15 protein-coding genes and 1 pseudogene are annotated in these 14,971 nt (G+C 60.6%); 8 read left to right on the plus strand and 8 right to left on the minus strand.

Annotated elements, in window-relative coordinates:
* Window positions 1-9 precede the first annotated feature (9 nt).
* Complete coding sequence (gene selD, locus AB4N92_RS22510) at window positions 10-1,044, plus strand: selenide, water dikinase SelD (protein ID WP_010211332.1); 1,035 nt, start codon at window positions 10-12, stop codon at window positions 1,042-1,044.
* Window positions 1,044-2,138, plus strand: coding sequence for a tRNA 2-selenouridine(34) synthase MnmH (gene mnmH / locus AB4N92_RS22515; RefSeq protein WP_236266797.1), 1,095 nt, complete (start codon window positions 1,044-1,046; stop codon window positions 2,136-2,138). Before selD ends, mnmH begins: the two co-directional genes overlap by 1 nt.
* Before the next feature lie 110 nt (window positions 2,139-2,248).
* Here the strand turns inward: mnmH and AB4N92_RS22520 are convergent, their stop codons facing one another.
* Both AB4N92_RS22520 and AB4N92_RS22525 read right to left on the minus strand, forming a co-directional pair.
* A complete protein-coding gene (locus tag AB4N92_RS22520) occupies window positions 2,249-3,304 on the minus strand; it encodes a permease (RefSeq protein ID WP_010211330.1) in 1,056 nt (351 codons plus the stop codon).
* A gap of 44 nt (window positions 3,305-3,348) precedes the next feature.
* Window positions 3,349-4,050, minus strand: coding sequence for a histidine phosphatase family protein (locus tag AB4N92_RS22525; RefSeq protein ID WP_236266796.1), 702 nt, complete (start codon window positions 4,048-4,050; stop codon window positions 3,349-3,351).
* Between the two features lie 250 nt (window positions 4,051-4,300).
* Between AB4N92_RS22525 and AB4N92_RS22530 the strand changes: the two genes are divergently transcribed.
* From AB4N92_RS22530 to hemB, 3 genes are all read left to right on the plus strand, one after another.
* Window positions 4,301-4,999: a glutathione S-transferase N-terminal domain-containing protein gene (locus AB4N92_RS22530; protein WP_236266795.1), complete on the plus strand. Its 699-nt coding sequence runs from the start codon at window positions 4,301-4,303 to the stop codon at window positions 4,997-4,999.
* Window positions 5,000-5,002: 3 nt separating this feature from the next.
* Window positions 5,003-5,845 carry a PhzF family phenazine biosynthesis protein gene (locus AB4N92_RS22535; RefSeq protein WP_044286961.1) on the plus strand — a complete coding sequence of 281 codons (843 nt, stop codon included), beginning with the start codon at window positions 5,003-5,005 and terminating at the stop codon, window positions 5,843-5,845.
* Between the two features lie 116 nt (window positions 5,846-5,961).
* Complete coding sequence (gene hemB / locus AB4N92_RS22540) at window positions 5,962-6,936, plus strand: porphobilinogen synthase (protein WP_010211326.1); 975 nt, start codon at window positions 5,962-5,964, stop codon at window positions 6,934-6,936.
* Window positions 6,937-6,990: 54 nt separating this feature from the next.
* On the opposite strand, the gene AB4N92_RS22545 is transcribed toward hemB, so the two are convergent.
* On the minus strand, window positions 6,991-7,605 hold the full coding sequence (locus AB4N92_RS22545; RefSeq protein ID WP_010211325.1) for a LysE family translocator: 615 nt from the start codon (window positions 7,603-7,605) through the stop codon (window positions 6,991-6,993).
* Window positions 7,606-7,752: 147 nt separating this feature from the next.
* On the opposite strand from AB4N92_RS22545, the pseudogene AB4N92_RS22550 reads away from it, so the two are divergent.
* Window positions 7,753-8,837: pseudogene (locus tag AB4N92_RS22550) on the plus strand (DUF1615 domain-containing protein).
* Here the strand turns inward: AB4N92_RS22550 and AB4N92_RS22555 are convergent.
* Complete coding sequence (locus AB4N92_RS22555) at window positions 8,838-9,686, minus strand: DUF4349 domain-containing protein (RefSeq protein WP_069672707.1); 849 nt, start codon at window positions 9,684-9,686, stop codon at window positions 8,838-8,840. It lies immediately after the preceding pseudogene.
* A 149-nt stretch (window positions 9,687-9,835) separates the two neighbouring features.
* Between AB4N92_RS22555 and AB4N92_RS22560 the strand changes: the two genes are divergently transcribed.
* Entirely contained in the window at window positions 9,836-10,252 is a 417-nt protein-coding gene (locus AB4N92_RS22560; RefSeq protein ID WP_047542796.1) for a PaaI family thioesterase, read from the plus strand.
* A gap of 187 nt (window positions 10,253-10,439) precedes the next feature.
* On the opposite strand, the gene AB4N92_RS22565 is transcribed toward AB4N92_RS22560, so the two are convergent.
* From AB4N92_RS22565 to AB4N92_RS22575, 3 genes are read right to left on the minus strand one after another with little or no spacing between them, the layout of a single operon-like run.
* On the minus strand, window positions 10,440-11,621 hold the full coding sequence (locus AB4N92_RS22565) for an acetyl-CoA C-acetyltransferase (RefSeq protein WP_106120010.1): 1,182 nt from the start codon (window positions 11,619-11,621) through the stop codon (window positions 10,440-10,442).
* A gap of 11 nt (window positions 11,622-11,632) precedes the next feature.
* Window positions 11,633-12,292 carry a CoA transferase subunit B gene (locus tag AB4N92_RS22570; RefSeq protein WP_010211320.1) on the minus strand — a complete coding sequence of 220 codons (660 nt, stop codon included), beginning with the start codon at window positions 12,290-12,292 and terminating at the stop codon, window positions 11,633-11,635.
* Between the two features lie 34 nt (window positions 12,293-12,326).
* A complete protein-coding gene (locus tag AB4N92_RS22575) occupies window positions 12,327-13,025 on the minus strand; it encodes a CoA transferase subunit A (protein WP_010211319.1) in 699 nt (232 codons plus the stop codon).
* Between the two features lie 133 nt (window positions 13,026-13,158).
* Between AB4N92_RS22575 and AB4N92_RS22580 the strand changes: the two genes are divergently transcribed.
* Window positions 13,159-14,064, plus strand: a complete 906-nt coding sequence (locus AB4N92_RS22580) for a LysR family transcriptional regulator (RefSeq protein WP_069672706.1) — start codon at window positions 13,159-13,161, stop codon at window positions 14,062-14,064.
* A gap of 59 nt (window positions 14,065-14,123) precedes the next feature.
* Here AB4N92_RS22580 and AB4N92_RS22585 read toward each other — a convergent pair whose 3' ends face one another.
* Window positions 14,124-14,453, minus strand: coding sequence for a hypothetical protein (locus AB4N92_RS22585; protein ID WP_010211317.1), 330 nt, complete (start codon window positions 14,451-14,453; stop codon window positions 14,124-14,126).
* Window positions 14,454-14,971: the final 518 nt, after the last annotated feature.

Raw genomic sequence — 14,971 nt, forward strand, 5'->3', positions numbered from 1 at the left:
AGGTCCACCATGAACGAGCCGATTCGTCTTACCCAGTACAGCCATGGCGCGGGATGCGGTTGCAAGATATCGCCCCAGGTATTGGAGGTGATCCTCGCCGGTAGCGGCGCACAGAACCTCGATCCCAACCTGTGGGTGGGCAACGCGTCGCGCGATGACGCGGCGGTGTACGCGATTGATGACGAGCGCGGCGTGGTCTCGACCACTGACTTCTTCATGCCGATTGTCGATGACCCCTTCGATTTCGGCCGGATTGCTGCCACCAACGCAATCAGCGACATCTACGCTATGGGCGGCGACCCGCTGATGGCCATCGCCATTCTCGGCTGGCCGGTCAATGTGCTGGCGCCGGAGATTGCGCGGGAGGTGATCCGTGGCGGCCGTTCGGTATGCGATGAAGCCGGTATTCCCCTGGCGGGCGGTCACTCCATCGACGCCCCGGAGCCGATCTTCGGGCTGGCGGTGACCGGCATCGTGCAAAAGCGCCATATGAAGCGCAATGATACCGCTACCGTCGGTTGCCGCCTGTATCTCACCAAGCCCATTGGCATCGGCATCCTGACCACCGCTGAGAAGAAGGGCAAGTTGCGCGAGGCAGACATCGGCCTCGCACGTGACTGGATGTGTACCCTTAACAAGCCTGGCAGCCGTTTCGGCAAACTGGCGGGGGTAACGGCCATGACCGACGTCACTGGCTTCGGCCTCTTGGGCCATTTGGTGGAAATGGCTGACGGCAGCGGGGTGTCGGCACGCATCGAATACGCAAAAGTCCCACGCCTGCCTGGGATTGAGGACTACTTGGAGCAGGGCTGTATGCCGGGGGGGACCCTGCGCAACTTTGACAGTTATTCCAGCAAGCTCGGGCGTCTGCAGGAGCTGCATAAGCGCGTGCTGTGCGATCCGCAGACCAGTGGCGGGCTTTTGATAGCGGTCACCCCCGAGGGCGATGCCGAGTTCCATTCAGTGGCCGCGGAACTGGGCCTGAGCCTTGAGCCTATCGGCGCATTGGTTGAGCGACAGCGCCACGCGGTAGAGGTGTTTTAATGGCGACTGACATCACTGACTACCGCGACATCTTCCTCAATGACCGGCCGATGATGGACACCCGCGCGCCGGTCGAATTCGTCAAAGGCGCGTTCCCTGGGGCCGTCAACCTGCCGCTGATGACCGACGATGAACGCCAGCGTGTCGGCACCTGCTACAAGCAGCAGGGCCAGCAAGCGGCAATCGTGCTCGGACACGAACTGGTGTCCGGCGCGATCAAGGCGCAACGCATCGAACAGTGGGCGCAGTTCGCCCAGGCCAATCCCGAGGGCTACCTGTATTGCTTTCGCGGCGGTCTGCGTTCGCAGATCGTGCAGCAATGGCTCAAGACCGAGGCGGGCATTGAATACCCGCGTGTCGGCGGCGGCTATAAGGCCATGCGGTCCTTTTTGCTGGAGACCGTCGAGCAAGCGGCCACACAATGTGATTTCGTGTTGCTGGGCGGTATGACCGGCACCGGCAAGACCGAAGTCCTCGGCCAGTTGCGCAATGCCCTGGATCTGGAGGGGCATGCCAACCATCGCGGTTCCAGCTTCGGTAAGCGTGCTACGGGCCAGCCGTCCAACATCGACTTTGAAAACCGCCTGGCAGTGGACCTGCTGAAGAAACGTGCCGGCGGCATCGAGGGATTCGTGGTCGAGGACGAGAGCCGCATGATTGGCAGTTGTGCGTTGCCGTTGCCGTTGCACAAGGGGATGCAGACTTATCCCATGGTTTGGCTGGAGGACAGCGTCGAGGGGCGAGTCGAACGCATCCTGCGCGATTATGTCGTGGACCTGTGTGCGGAGTTCGTCGACGTATTTGGCGAGCAGGGCCACGCGCTGTTTGCCGAGCGGCTGACCCAGAGCCTGGCCAATATTCACAAGCGCCTCGGTGGCGAACGTTTCCAGCGACTGCAAGCGGTGATGCAGGACGCCCTGGCGGAGCAGGCGCGCAGTGGCGCAGTGGATTTGCATCGGGTCTGGATCGAGGGGCTGCTGCGCGAGTACTACGACCCGATGTACGCGTTCCAGCGTGAAAGCAAAGGCGCGCGGATCGAGTTTGCCGGGGAGCAGGGCGCGGTGTTGGAGTATCTGCGCGAACGAATGGGGTGAACTTTTCGGGTGCCATCGCAGGCACGCCGGCACCCACAGGCTGGTGTGTGAACACCGTCAAACGTGCAAGCTGGCGTGCCTTCGATGAGCGCCTGAAGCTCATCCAAAACCTAAAGAAGCACCGCTCCGATCAACCCACACACCACTCCCACCAGCATGGTCAATCCGGCAACCGTTGCCAGCACTCGCGCATCAAAGTCCTTTCGCAGCATCAGCAGTGACGGCAGGCTCACACTGGGCAAGGTCATCAACAGGGCCACGGCCGGGCCGGTGCCCATGCCCAGGGCCATCATGGTTTGTACGATAGGTATCTCTGCCGCCGTAGGAATCACGAACAACGTGCCGACAATCGCCAACGGCACCAGCCACACCAGGCTGTTGGTCATGGCCCCATCCACATGCGGGAACAGCCACACCCGCGCCGCGCCCAGGATCAGCACCGCCAGGATGTAGACCGGGATGGTGCTCCAGAACAGTTGCCACAGGGTGCGCAGCCAGCGGCTCAGGAAGGGTTGGGACTCGACAACGCTGACTTCGGCCATCGCCTCCAGCGCTGGCTCAGGAACCTGATCCGGCCGCGAAATGCGCTGCGCCACCAGCGACACACCCACCACCAGCACAATGCCTGCCACCAAGCGTAACGCGGTAAAGCCCCAGCCCAGCACAAAGCCCATGAATACCAGGGTGGCAGGGTTGAGTACCGGGTTGGCGATCCAGAAGGCCAGCGCCGCGCCCACGGACACCTGCTGGCGGCGCATGCCTGCCGCAACCGGTGCCGCGCAGCAGCTGCACATCATCCCCGGCAAGGCAAACAGCCCGCCGCGCAAGGTAGACCCGAGTCCGGCACGGCCAAACAGGCGCAGCAGCCAATCGCGGGGTATCAGCACTTGCAACAGCGAACCGAGGATCACCGCCAGCACGGCGGCCTTCCAGATCGCGAGGAAATACACTTGGGCATAGGCCAGCGCAGCGGCCAGTGGCGCGCTTTGCTGATCGTTGAGGATCGAAGCGCCGATGCTGTGGTTGTCGGCGGCCACGAAGGCCTTGAGGTAGTAGGGCGACCACTTCACGTAGTAGAGGCCAACACAGGCAATCAGCAGGAACAGCGCTGGTTTCCACCAGAAAGACCAGCCTCGGTTGGGCTGGGATGAAGTGACGTTGGGCATGGTGTGAGTCCGCAGGTGAGTCAATAGCGACGCATCATACGCTGTCAGCTATCGGCACTCACTTGTGTCGGTGCCGGGCACCCTTCGGCGCCGTCGTTCAAGCCTTGCTTGTAGTTGCGGCTCAGCAAGGAGGCCTTGCCGTTGTGCCAGGTCAGCGTCAGTACATACAGCGTGTCGTAGTCGCTGCCGGACCAGTCGTCGGTGATGGTGTGTTTTTCGCCCGACGCTTCACTGGCCACCTTGTTGATCAGCTCCGGCAGGTAGCCGTGGGACCATGCGGTGTAGATGGTGGCGTTGTGGTACTTGTCTTCCACCAGCTCGTCGGCGAGGGCGCTGGTGTCATTCGCGGAAAACTTGATGTTCACCGGCAGGCCCAGCTTGATGGCGCTGGGGCTGATGGTCATCAGCGGTCGAATATAGCTGTAGGAATTGTCCAGCTCGCCTTCTTCCACATTGCGTGTCGGGTTGGCGGCGAAGACGAAATCGGCCTTGCCGAATTTGTCTGGCAATACCGTGGCCAGGTTCATTGCCCGGTTGAGGCCCTGGCAATTGAGTTGCCCCAGGCCCCCGGCGGGTTTTTCACCATGGCGCAGGAACACCAGGGTTTGCACGCCATCCACGGGTTCGGCGCTGCTGATGCGCGATTCCAGGGTCAGGCCGAGAGCGCCGCCAACCAATAACAGCGGCAACATGATGTATGAATATCGTTTCACATGTCGCGCAAGGCACAAAGGCTTGATGGTCATTAGTGTCGAGTCTTCAGTGCATCGGGTTAAGGCGGACAAGCCCGGCCCCAGTAACGCATCCGGCGTCCTGCGGTGTTCCCTGTCGATATAACGCGTTGCCTCCATTCACTGTTTGAGCGTACTTGAGAGTGCCCGCGGGCCTATTGGTTCGCCCAAACGGGATAATAGCCAGCAGTTATTGCGCATTGATGACTCATGCAGGACGCGTGGTAGATGACTATCATGGTTGCTTTCTGCCCAGGTACTTGCGATGAACCCACTCGCCGCTTTCCCGATCAACAGCAAATGGCCTGCTCAGCATCCCGAGCGCTTGCAACTCTATTCACTGCCGACGCCCAACGGAGTGAAAGTCTCAATCATGCTCGAAGAGCTGGGCCTGCCCTATGAAGCGCACAAAGTCAGCTTCGAGACACAGGACCAGTTGTCTCCCGAGTTCCTGTCCCTGAACCCCAACAACAAGATCCCCGCGATCATCGACCCCAATGGCCCCGGCGGTTCGCCACTGGCGCTGTTCGAGTCCGGCGCGATCCTGATCTACCTGGCGGAAAAAACCAGCCAACTGCTCCCCGAAGACCCGGCCACCCGCTATGAAACGATCCAATGGCTGATGTTCCAAATGGGCGGTATCGGCCCGATGTTTGGCCAGTTGGGTTTTTTCAACAAATTCGCCGGCAAGGCCTACGAAGACAAGCGTCCCCGCGATCGTTACGCCACCGAATCCCGGCGTTTGCTCGACGTGCTGGAGAAACGCCTGCTGGGCCGGACCTGGATCATGGGCGACGAGTACAGCATCGCCGATATCGCGACCTTCCCGTGGATCCGCAACCTGATCGGCTTCTACGAGTCCGGTGACCTCGTGGGCATTGCCGACTTTCCTAACGTGCTGCGCGCGCTGGACGGTTTCGTCGCACGGCCGGCAGTGATCCGTGGCCTCAATATTCCGAGTTAAAGCATGCCGACTTTCGATTTCAAACAGCTGGACGTCTTCAGCCGTGTGGCGCTCAAAGGCAACCCGCTGGCGGTGGTGTTCGGTGCAGACAGCCTGACTGACCAGCAGATGGCGGACTTCGCCAATTGGACCAACCTCAGTGAAACCACGTTTTTGCTGACACCGCGTGATCCAAGGGCTGACTATCGGGTGCGAATTTTCACCACCTTGACGGAGCTGCCGTTCGCCGGGCACCCGACGCTGGGCAGTTGCTACGCGTGGCTGCAGGCCGGCGGGGTCTCAAAAGGCGAGGAGATCATCCAGGAGTGCGAAATCGGCCTGGTGCGTATCCGTCGCCAGGGCGAAGAACTGGCATTTATCGCGCCACCGTTATTGCGCTCCGGGCCGCTGGAGGCCTCGTTGGTTGAACGCGTGCGCTTGGCGCTGGGCCTTGCACCCGAGGCCATCGTGCGCAGCCAATGGGTCGACAACGGCGCGGGCTGGCTGGCGGTGATGCTGGCTGACCGCAATCAGGTACTGGCTCTACAACCGGACTATTCGCAACTGCTCGGTTTGGCAGTGGGGGTGATTGCACCGTGCGACCCTGCTCACGACGATGTGGACGCGCAGTTTGAGGTCCGCGCCTTCATCGCGGGTGATGGCGCCCCGGAGGACCCGGCCACCGGCAGCCTGAACGCTGGCGTCGCCCAATGGCTGCTGGCCGAGGGCCTGGCGCCTGAGTGTTATGTGGTCAGCCAGGGCACGGCCATTGGACGGGCGGGGCGGATTCGCGTCGAGCGTCAGGGCGATGAAATCTGGGTTGGCGGCGCGGTGGCCGTCTGTATCGAAGGGCGACTGCAGCTCTAGATCAATGAATTGTTACGGGCGGCGCAATACACTATTGGCCCCTCGGCGTTTGTGCTGCCGGGGCGAAGGGGCATAAGCTTTCGCCCCAAAGATTTCTGCCTTCTGATAGGAAAGCCATGACCAGCCAGTTCCCCCAAGCCCGCCCACGCCGCCTGCGCCGCTCTCCGGAGCTGCGTGGTTTGTTTCAGGAAAGTGAATTCACCCTCAACGACCTGGTGTTGCCGATCTTCGTCGAAGAAGAAATCGACGACTTCGTGCCCATCACCAGCATGCCCGGTGTATTGCGCATCCCTGAGAAAAAACTGGCCGGTGAAGTCGAACGCTATGCCCGTGCCGGCATCAAGTCGGTCATGACCTTTGGCGTGTCACATCACCTGGATGCCAGCGGCAGCGACACCTGGAAGGAGCGTGGCCTGGTCTCGCGCATGTCCTCGATCATCAAGGACGCCGTGCCGGAAATGATCGTGATGTCCGACACCTGCTTCTGTGAATACACCGACCACGGCCACTGTGGTGTGATGCACGGTGCCCATGTCGACAACGATGCAACCCTGGTCAACCTCGGCAAGCAAGCCGTGGCTGCCGCCCGCGCCGGTGCTGACGTTATTGCGCCTTCGGCAGCGATGGACGGCCAGGTCCAGGCGATCCGCCGCGCGTTGGATGATGCGGGCTTCACCCATATCCCGATCATGGCGTACTCGACCAAATTCGCCTCGGCCCTATACGGCCCGTTCCGCGAAGCCGGGGGCAGCGCGCTCAAGGGCGACCGCAAAAGCTACCAGATGAACCCGATGAACCGCCGTGAAGCGGTGCGCGAGTCGCTGCTGGACGAGCAGGAAGGCGCGGACGCGCTGATGGTCAAGCCAGCCGGTGCCTACCTCGACATCATCCGCGACATCCGCGAAGCCTCGCGCCTGCCGGTGGCGGCGTATCAGGTCAGCGGCGAATACGCGATGATCAAGTTCGGCGCCCAGGCGGGTGCGATTGATGAGGATCGCGTGGTGCGCGAGACCTTGGGATCGATCAAGCGTGCAGGTGCGGACCTGATTTTCACCTACTTCGCGATGGACCTGGCGCTGGCCGGGATCTAAGCCCATCCCCACGGTAGGCGTTGGCAAACCAGCGCCTACCGTTTTTTCGGTGTGTCAGCGCTGCGCAAACGCCAGGTTCAACCCCAGCCCCGCAAAGGCCGCCGCAAAGCTGCGCCGCAACCAATTCTGAACCCGTGGCGATTCGATCACTGCGCGGCGAAATACATTGGCCAGCAGGCCATACACCACGAACACCGCAAACGTCATCCCCATGAAGACAGCACTCAGCACCAGCATTTGCAGGGCCGGCGCAGTGCTGCCAGGCGTGACGAACTGGGGCAGGAAGGCCAGGAAAAAAATCGTCAGCTTAGGGTTGAGAATGTTCATCAACAGTCCGCGCAACATCAGGCTTCGTGCACTGGACAGCGTAGGGGTTTCGCTGACCGCAAAGGCCGAGCGGTCCCTCCAGGTGGCGTATGACACGTAGAGCAGGTAGGCAACGCCTGCGTACTTGAGCATATCGAACGCCAATGCGCTGGTGTGCAGCAGGGCGGAAAGGCCGAGTACCGACGCGAGCAAATGCGGGATGATCCCGGCGGTACAGCCCAGCGCTGCGAATACACTGGCGCGCTTGCCGGCGGTGAGGCCGGTGGACACCGTGAATATCACACCGGTGCCGGGGATCAATACGACAATCAGGCAGGTAATCAGGAAGTTCAGGCTGAGCATGGCATTCAAACTCCGTGTACGAATGGTCGATGACCGATCCTGTCACGTTTTACGGGTCACTGGCGAGTGCACAAGGTGGGCGAACCCTGGTTAGACTTGCCGGTCGATATCTGCAACGCCTGGCCCGTCGCCATCCAAGGAAGCCCAATGTATTCAAGCCGCCTGTTCCTCTGCCTTGCCACTTTGCTGGTGCTGGCCGGTTGCTCTACCACGCGCAACCCGCAACAGCCGGAGCGCAGCGAGGCCGAGGTGAAGGCGCAGATCGTGCGCCTGCTGCCGGCCCAGGTGCCTGACCGCAAAGGTTGGGCCGAGGATATCTACACCGCCTTCGACACCCAAAAAATCTACCCCAGCACAGAAAACATCTGCGCCGTGCTGGCGGTTACCGAGCAGGAATCCACTTTTCAGGTCGACCCGCCGGTACCGAACATGGGCAAGATCGCCCAGGATGAAATCCTGCGGCGTGCCGGAAAAGTCCACGTACCGGCGTTCGTCGTACGCAGCGCACTGCAACTGCGCTCGCCCACCGGCAAGACCTACGCTGACCGCCTGAGTGCCGCGCGCACGGAGAAAGACCTGAGCGCCATCTTTGATGACTTCATCAGCATGGTGCCCCTGGGCAATACGCTGTTTGGTGGTTTCAACCCGGTGCATACCGCAGGCCCGATGCAGGTGAGTATCGACTTTGCGCAAAAACAGGCGCGGGGTTATCCCTACACGGTGGACGGCACCATTCGCCGCGAAGTCTTTACCCGCCGGGGGGTATGTACTTTGGCATCGCGCATTTGCTCGGCTACCCAGTGAACTATGACCAGCCGTTGTACCGCTTTGCCGACTTCAATGCTGGCTGGTACGCCAGTCGCAATGCCGCGTTCCAGGCCGCCGTCAGCCGTGCGGCGGGCAAAGAGTTGGCGTTGGATGGAGATTTGATTCGCTACGGTTCACTGCTGCCGGGCACAACTGAGCTGGCGGTGCGTTCATTGGGCGCCAAGCTGGACATGCGCAACCCCAGCATCCGCAGCCAGTTGGAGCAGGGCGAGCAGCTGGATTTCGAGGACACCACGCTCTACAAACGCGTGTTTGCCCTGGCCGACAAGGCGGCGGGCAAGCCGATGCCACGGGCGATCCTGCCGGGCATCGCGCTCAAGAGTCCCAAGATCACCCGCAACCTCACCACCGCCTGGTTCGCCAAACGGGTGGATGAGCGGTATCAGCGTTGCCTGAAACGCTGATCAATTTTTGTTCGAGCGGGGCTCCTGTGGTGAGCGGGCTTGCCCGCTCACCACAGGACGGCTCCTCACTACAAAGCGCCGCCACAGCCATACCCACAACCACACCACCGGGAATGCCAGGATCACGAACGGCAGCACATAGCTTGACCGCTCTAGGGCGTCGGCGGTGCCTTCCACCAAGTTGTCGCCCAGGTTGTTGAACATCCGGCTGAACCGTGACTGCTGGTTCGCACCGTCGGAGGAGCGGAAATTCAGGGTCACACGGTTAGTGTCGAGTCGGCGTTGCTGGCCGGCGGCGACCTGCGCCAGTTCCTGCAGTTCGTTTTCAATGCCCGCCTGTTCCTTGCTCAAGGCAATCAGGTCACTGACGGTGATGTCTTTGCGCTTGGCCAGTTCGTCGAGGCGCAGTTGCTGGGATTGCAGCCGATCCTGGCGACGGCGCACATCGGCAACGGCATCGGCCAGGTCTTCGGCGGTGGTAATGCGCTGGCCGAGCGTGCCACCTTCAGCGGCCATCGCGACCATCGGCTCAACACCGGTGGGCGCGATGCGCAGGATGATCTGACCGCCACTGCCGTTTTCGGTGATGCCGAGGATATTGCAGGCGCCAAAGCGCGCGGTTTCGCAGGCTTCGCGGGTGGCCTGCATACGCGGTGCGAGCAGGGCGCCGGGCAGGGCCAGGCTCAGTTCGTGTTCGTAGGCCAATTGAGCGCCGGCACGGCTTTGTTCGCCGTTGATCACCCTCGCGCGCGAAGAGTCACTGGGCGAGCAGCCGACCAGCGCCAGGCCGGCCAGTAGCATCAAAATTGGTCCACGAAGTGGGTGGGATTTGCCGTCCGTGTGGCGCATTGCAGTTCCTTGAAGGGGGCGGTGCGGCGATTAAAGCGGGTCTGGTGGATTAACGCAAAGCATCACGGGGGATTTGCATGATGGATGGTCATGGCCGCTGGTACCGGCGAGGCGTACATCTCAACCCTCATGCTAAGGAAGAGCCCGTCATGATCACTCACGTCGTACCAGAAGGCTTTGTTTCACTGCCGCGCAGCAGTCCCTTGCTTGATCTGCTCGGCCCGGCATATTGCCGAGGGGAGGGACTGCAATTGGAAATCGGCCTGCGTGCCGACAATCGTCACGCCAATGGACGCGGCACCGTGCATGGCGGAGTGTTGGCGACCCTCGCAGATATCGGCATGGGTTATGCGATGGCGTTTTCCAGTGAGCCGCCGTTGCCGTTGATTACCGCGAGCATGACCTTGGATTACCTGGGTGCAGTGCAGGTGGGGGAGTGGATTGTGGTGCGCTTGGAACATCACAAGCGGGGGCGGCAGATGGCGTTTGCTACGGTGAGCCTGCAGGTGGGGGAGAAGGTGGTGGCGCGGGCGAGTGCGGTGTTTGCGGTGCCGCGTTCTGACTGACGATTGGAGGTCAAATGTGGGAGCTGGCTTGCCTGCGATAGCGGTGGGTCAGGTTAACCATCGGGTACAGGTAGACCGCCATCGCAGGCAAGCCAGCTCCCACATTGACCGTGTCCTTTCAGGGGATCGAGAAGAAGAAAAGGCCCGGTTTTCGTGGAACCGGGCCTCTTCTATGTTGCTCTTTGAATCAGCTGCGTTCGAGAGCGAGGGCCACACCCTGGCCGCCACCGATGCACAGCGTTGCCAGGCCTTTCTTGGCATCGCGCTTGATCATTTCGTGCAACAGCGTCACCAGCACACGGCAGCCTGATGCGCCGATCGGGTGGCCGATGGCGATGGCACCACCGTTGACGTTGACCTTCTCTGCATCCCACTCCAGCTCTTTGCCCACCGCCAGGGATTGCGCGGCGAAGGCTTCGTTGGCTTCGATCAGGTCCAGGTCGCCCAGGCTCCAGCCGGCTTTGTCGAGGCAGCGGCGGGTGGCCGATACCGGGCCAATGCCCATGATGGCAGGGTCTACGCCCGCATTGGCGTAGCTGGCGATGCGCGCCAGTACCGGCAAGCCGAGGGCCTTGGCCTTGTCGGCGCTCATCAGCAGCACTGCAGCGGCGCCGTCGTTGAGGCTGGAGGCGTTGCCGGCGGTGACGCTGCCGTCTTTCTTGAACGCAGGTTTCAGTTTGGCCAGGGACTCGGCAGTGGTGCCGGCGCGCGGCTGCTCATCCACGGCGAAGGCCACCGGGTCGCCTTTGCGCTGGGGAATCAGGATCGGGGTGATCTCATCGACGAAGCGGCCCGCTTCGATAGCAGCAGTGGCTTTCTGCTGGGACGCCGCAGCGAAAGCGTCCTGGGCTTCGCGGCTGATGCCGTACTTGTCCACCAGGTTTTCGGCGGTGATGCCCATGTGGTAGTCGTTGAACGCATCCCACAGGCCATCGATGATCATGCTGTCGATCATTTTGGCGTGGCCCATGCGCAAACCGGTGCGGGCGGCTGGCAGTACATAAGGGGCCAGGCTCATGTTTTCCATACCGCCGGCGATGATCACTTCAGCGTCACCGCAACGGATGGCCTGGGCACCCAGGTGCAGGGCCTTGAGGCCGGAGCCGCAGACCTTGTTCAAGGTCAGGCTCGGCACCGCGTGGGGCAGGCCGGCGAGGATCGAGGCCTGGCGTGCCGGGTTCTGGCCGCTGCCGGCGGTGAGTACCTGGCCGAGGATCACTTCATCCACTTGGGCCGGGTCGAGGCCGGTCTGTTCCAACAGGCGACGGATCACGGCGGCGCCCAGTTCCGGAGCCGGAATGCTTGCCAGCGAACCCTGGAAGCTGCCCACGGCGGTGCGGGTGGCAGCAACAATCACGACGTCTTGCATGGAATCTGTCCTCACTGGAAGTGCATTTCTGGAACGTGGTCCGGGACGATCAGTTTACCGGCGGTCTTGCTCACAATCTCTTCAACGCTGACGCCAGGTGCGCGTTCCTTGAGGACAAAAGCGCCATTTTCGATTTCCAGGTAGGCCAGGTCGGTCAATACACGCTTGATGCAGTGGGCGCCGGTCAGCGGCAGGCTGCACTGGCTGAGCAACTTTGACTCACCGTCCTTGGACGCGTGGGTCATGATCACGATGATGTTTTCTGCACCGGCCACCAGGTCCATGGCGCCCCCCATGCCTTTGACCAGTTTGCCGGGGATCATCCACGACGCGATGTTGCCTTGTACGTCCACTTCAAACGCGCCAAGTACAGTGAGGTCGACGTGGCCGCCGCGGATCATCGCGAAGGACTCGGCGGAGGAGAAGATCGACGCACCGATGCGAGCGGTCACGGTCTGCTTGCCGGCGTTGATCATGTCGGCATCAATGGTTTCTTCGGTAGGAAAAGGACCCATGCCGAGCAGGCCGTTTTCCGATTGCAGCATCACTTCCATGCCTTCGGGGATGTAGTTGGCCACCAGGGTCGGAATGCCTATACCGAGGTTGACGTAGAAGCCGTCCTGCATTTCGCGGGCGACGCGTTGAGCCATTTGTTCGCGGGTAAGAGCCATTTTAGGTGTCCTTATTATTCGGGCTGGAGGCGGATTATTTGCGCACGGTGCGCTGTTCGATGCGCTTCTCGAACGTGCCGCAGATGATCCGGTCGACGTAGATGCCAGGGGTGTGGATCTGCGCCGGGTCCAGCTCGCCCGGTTCGACGATTTCTTCCACTTCGACCACGGTGATCTTGCCGGCGGTGGCGGCCAGTGGGTTGAAGTTCTGGGCGGTGTGGCGATAGATGACGTTGCCGAAATGGTCGGCTTTCCAGCCTTTGACGATGGCGAAGTCGCCGGTGATGGACTCTTCCATCAGGTAGGGACGACCGTTGAATTCGCGGGTTTCCTTGCCTTCGGCCACAGGCGTGCCAACGCCGGTAGCGGTGAAAAAGGCCGGGATGCCGGCGCCGCCAGCGCGCATTTTTTCGGCCAGGGTGCCTTGGGGGGTCAGCACCACTTCGATTTCGCCGCTGAGCAATTGCTTCTCGAACAGCGCGTTCTCGCCGACGTAGGACGCGATCACCTTGCTGATCTGCTTCTCTTCGAGCAGCACGCCCAGGCCGAAACCGTCGACGCCGCAGTTGTTGGAAACCACGGTCAGGTCGCGGGTGCCTTTGCGCTTGATCTCGGCGATGAGGTTTTCGGGAATGCCGCACAGGCCAAAACCGCCGGAGAGTACGGTCATGCCGTCTTCCAGGCCTGCCAGTGCTTCCTCGTAGGACGCCACGCGTTTATCGAAACCTGCCATATGCACCTCTTTTATTGTTTGTGGGCCAGCCAATGAACCGAGTGTTGCTCCGGCTGATTGATTTGTTAAGTTGTTTTTTAAGGTTGATTGATTTAAAAAACAGCATAGTCGCCGAACCGTTTGGAGTCGCGTCATGACAGTTAAACAGATGCGCGCGTTTCTCGCCGTGGCCCAAAGCCTGAGTTTTGCCGCCGCCTGCGAGCGTCTGCACCTTTCCCAATCGGCGTTGAGCCTGACCATCAAGGGCCTGGAAGAAGGGCTGGGCGGGCGTTTATTCAGCCGCAATACACGCAACGTTGCCCTGACGCCTGAGGGCGAGTCCCTGCTGCCCCTGGCGCGCCGGCTGATTGCCGACTGGGACAACGCTGAAGACGAACTGCGCCAGCGGTTCACCTTGCAGCGTGGCCGAGTGACCGTCGCGGCGATGCCATCGTTTGCGGGCAATTTGCTGCCACCGATCCTGAAGACATTCCGCGCGCGTTACCCTCAAGTGAATGTGACCGTGCATGACTTGATCAATGAGCAGGTGCTGGAGATGGTGCGCGACCGGCAGGTGGAGTTGGGCGTGGCGTTCGAGCCTGCGGAAGGTTCATCACTGGCGTTTACGCCGTTGTACCTTGATCGCTTCATCGCAGTGGTGCCTGGTGATTCGCCTTTGGCAGAGTGTGCTGAAATCGATTGGAACACCTTGCTGGAACAGCCGTTCATCACGTTGCAAAGGCCTTCCACAGTGCGGGTGATGCTGGAAGAACACCTGGGCGCTCTCCACATGAAGCTGCCGGTAGCCCTGGAAAGCCATCAACTGGCGACGGTGGGCAAGATGGTTGCCAGCGGTTTGGGCGTCAGCGCTGTGCCCGCGTTGTGCGCACGGCAAATGGAGGAGGCGGGCGCTCATTGCATCACCTTGAGCGATCCGGTGATCGAACGGCCGATTGGTGTACTGACCAAGCCAGGGCATGAGCTGTCGGCGGCGGCGCAGGTGTTGTTTGATATTTTCCGGGATGAGGCGGCAAAGGGGCGGTTTCCTGCATTGTTATAAGACAGGCATTAAAAAGCCCGCTTGCACTAACAAGCGGGCTTAACTGTTTAATGCTGTTATCAGCAGTATCTATCAATCACTTTAACGTTCGATTGGCCTTTGAGGTTCTGCCATTCGGTATTAAGTGTGTGGAAGACCTGCTCGATGAAGTTGCGATCGGCGGCGGCTTTCTTTCCGACATAGCCCTGGCCACGACGGTACATTTTCAGACGCGCTGCCAGTTCACGGTTATTGCGGTCGAACTCGGCTTCTTCGGTGTGGGGCGCCAGGCAGTCGATTTGGACTTCGCCCGATTTGCCAATCCACAGGATATGGTCGTCGAGTGTGTCTTTCTGCGCTGCGAACATCTCAGCCAATTCTTCGATAGTTGGTTGGTTGTTCAGATTCATGTGTAAGCCCCTTGACCAGTTGGCGATCTATCAGTTGGTTCGTTAAAACATCTTTAGTTGTCTCCGGTTAAGAAAACCGGGCGTCAGCGACTGTCTGCCGAATACGGGCAGGGTCTTGAACCTGATGCATGTAGTCTTGCTGATGAACTGCTACGCAATGCTTTCATAACGAAGACAAGCCGCATTTGAGCGCCTTGTACCGAGCCTCTCGGTCCGGTCAGCTTCATCAATCCGCCTTGTGGGCAGTGCACATCCGGAAAAAACAGCTCGGCGGTCAGACGAGCTTGTTCAAAACGCTTGTTACCAACGCTCCCGATCCGGGAGACGTCTCGATAATGCAAGGACAAAAACGTTACGTCAACGATTATGTAGTGATTATTTTTTATCACTACATAAATCGCCGTGAGGACGGGAGAATGCAGGAAAACGTGACTTGGGCGTCATTTTCTGGAGGGGGGAGTCGTAGGGCCGAGCCAGTGAATTCGACACAAAGCTCGGTAGGAGCCCGCAAGCCAGCG

The sequence above is a fragment of the Pseudomonas sp. S3_A09 genome (assembly GCF_054668065.1).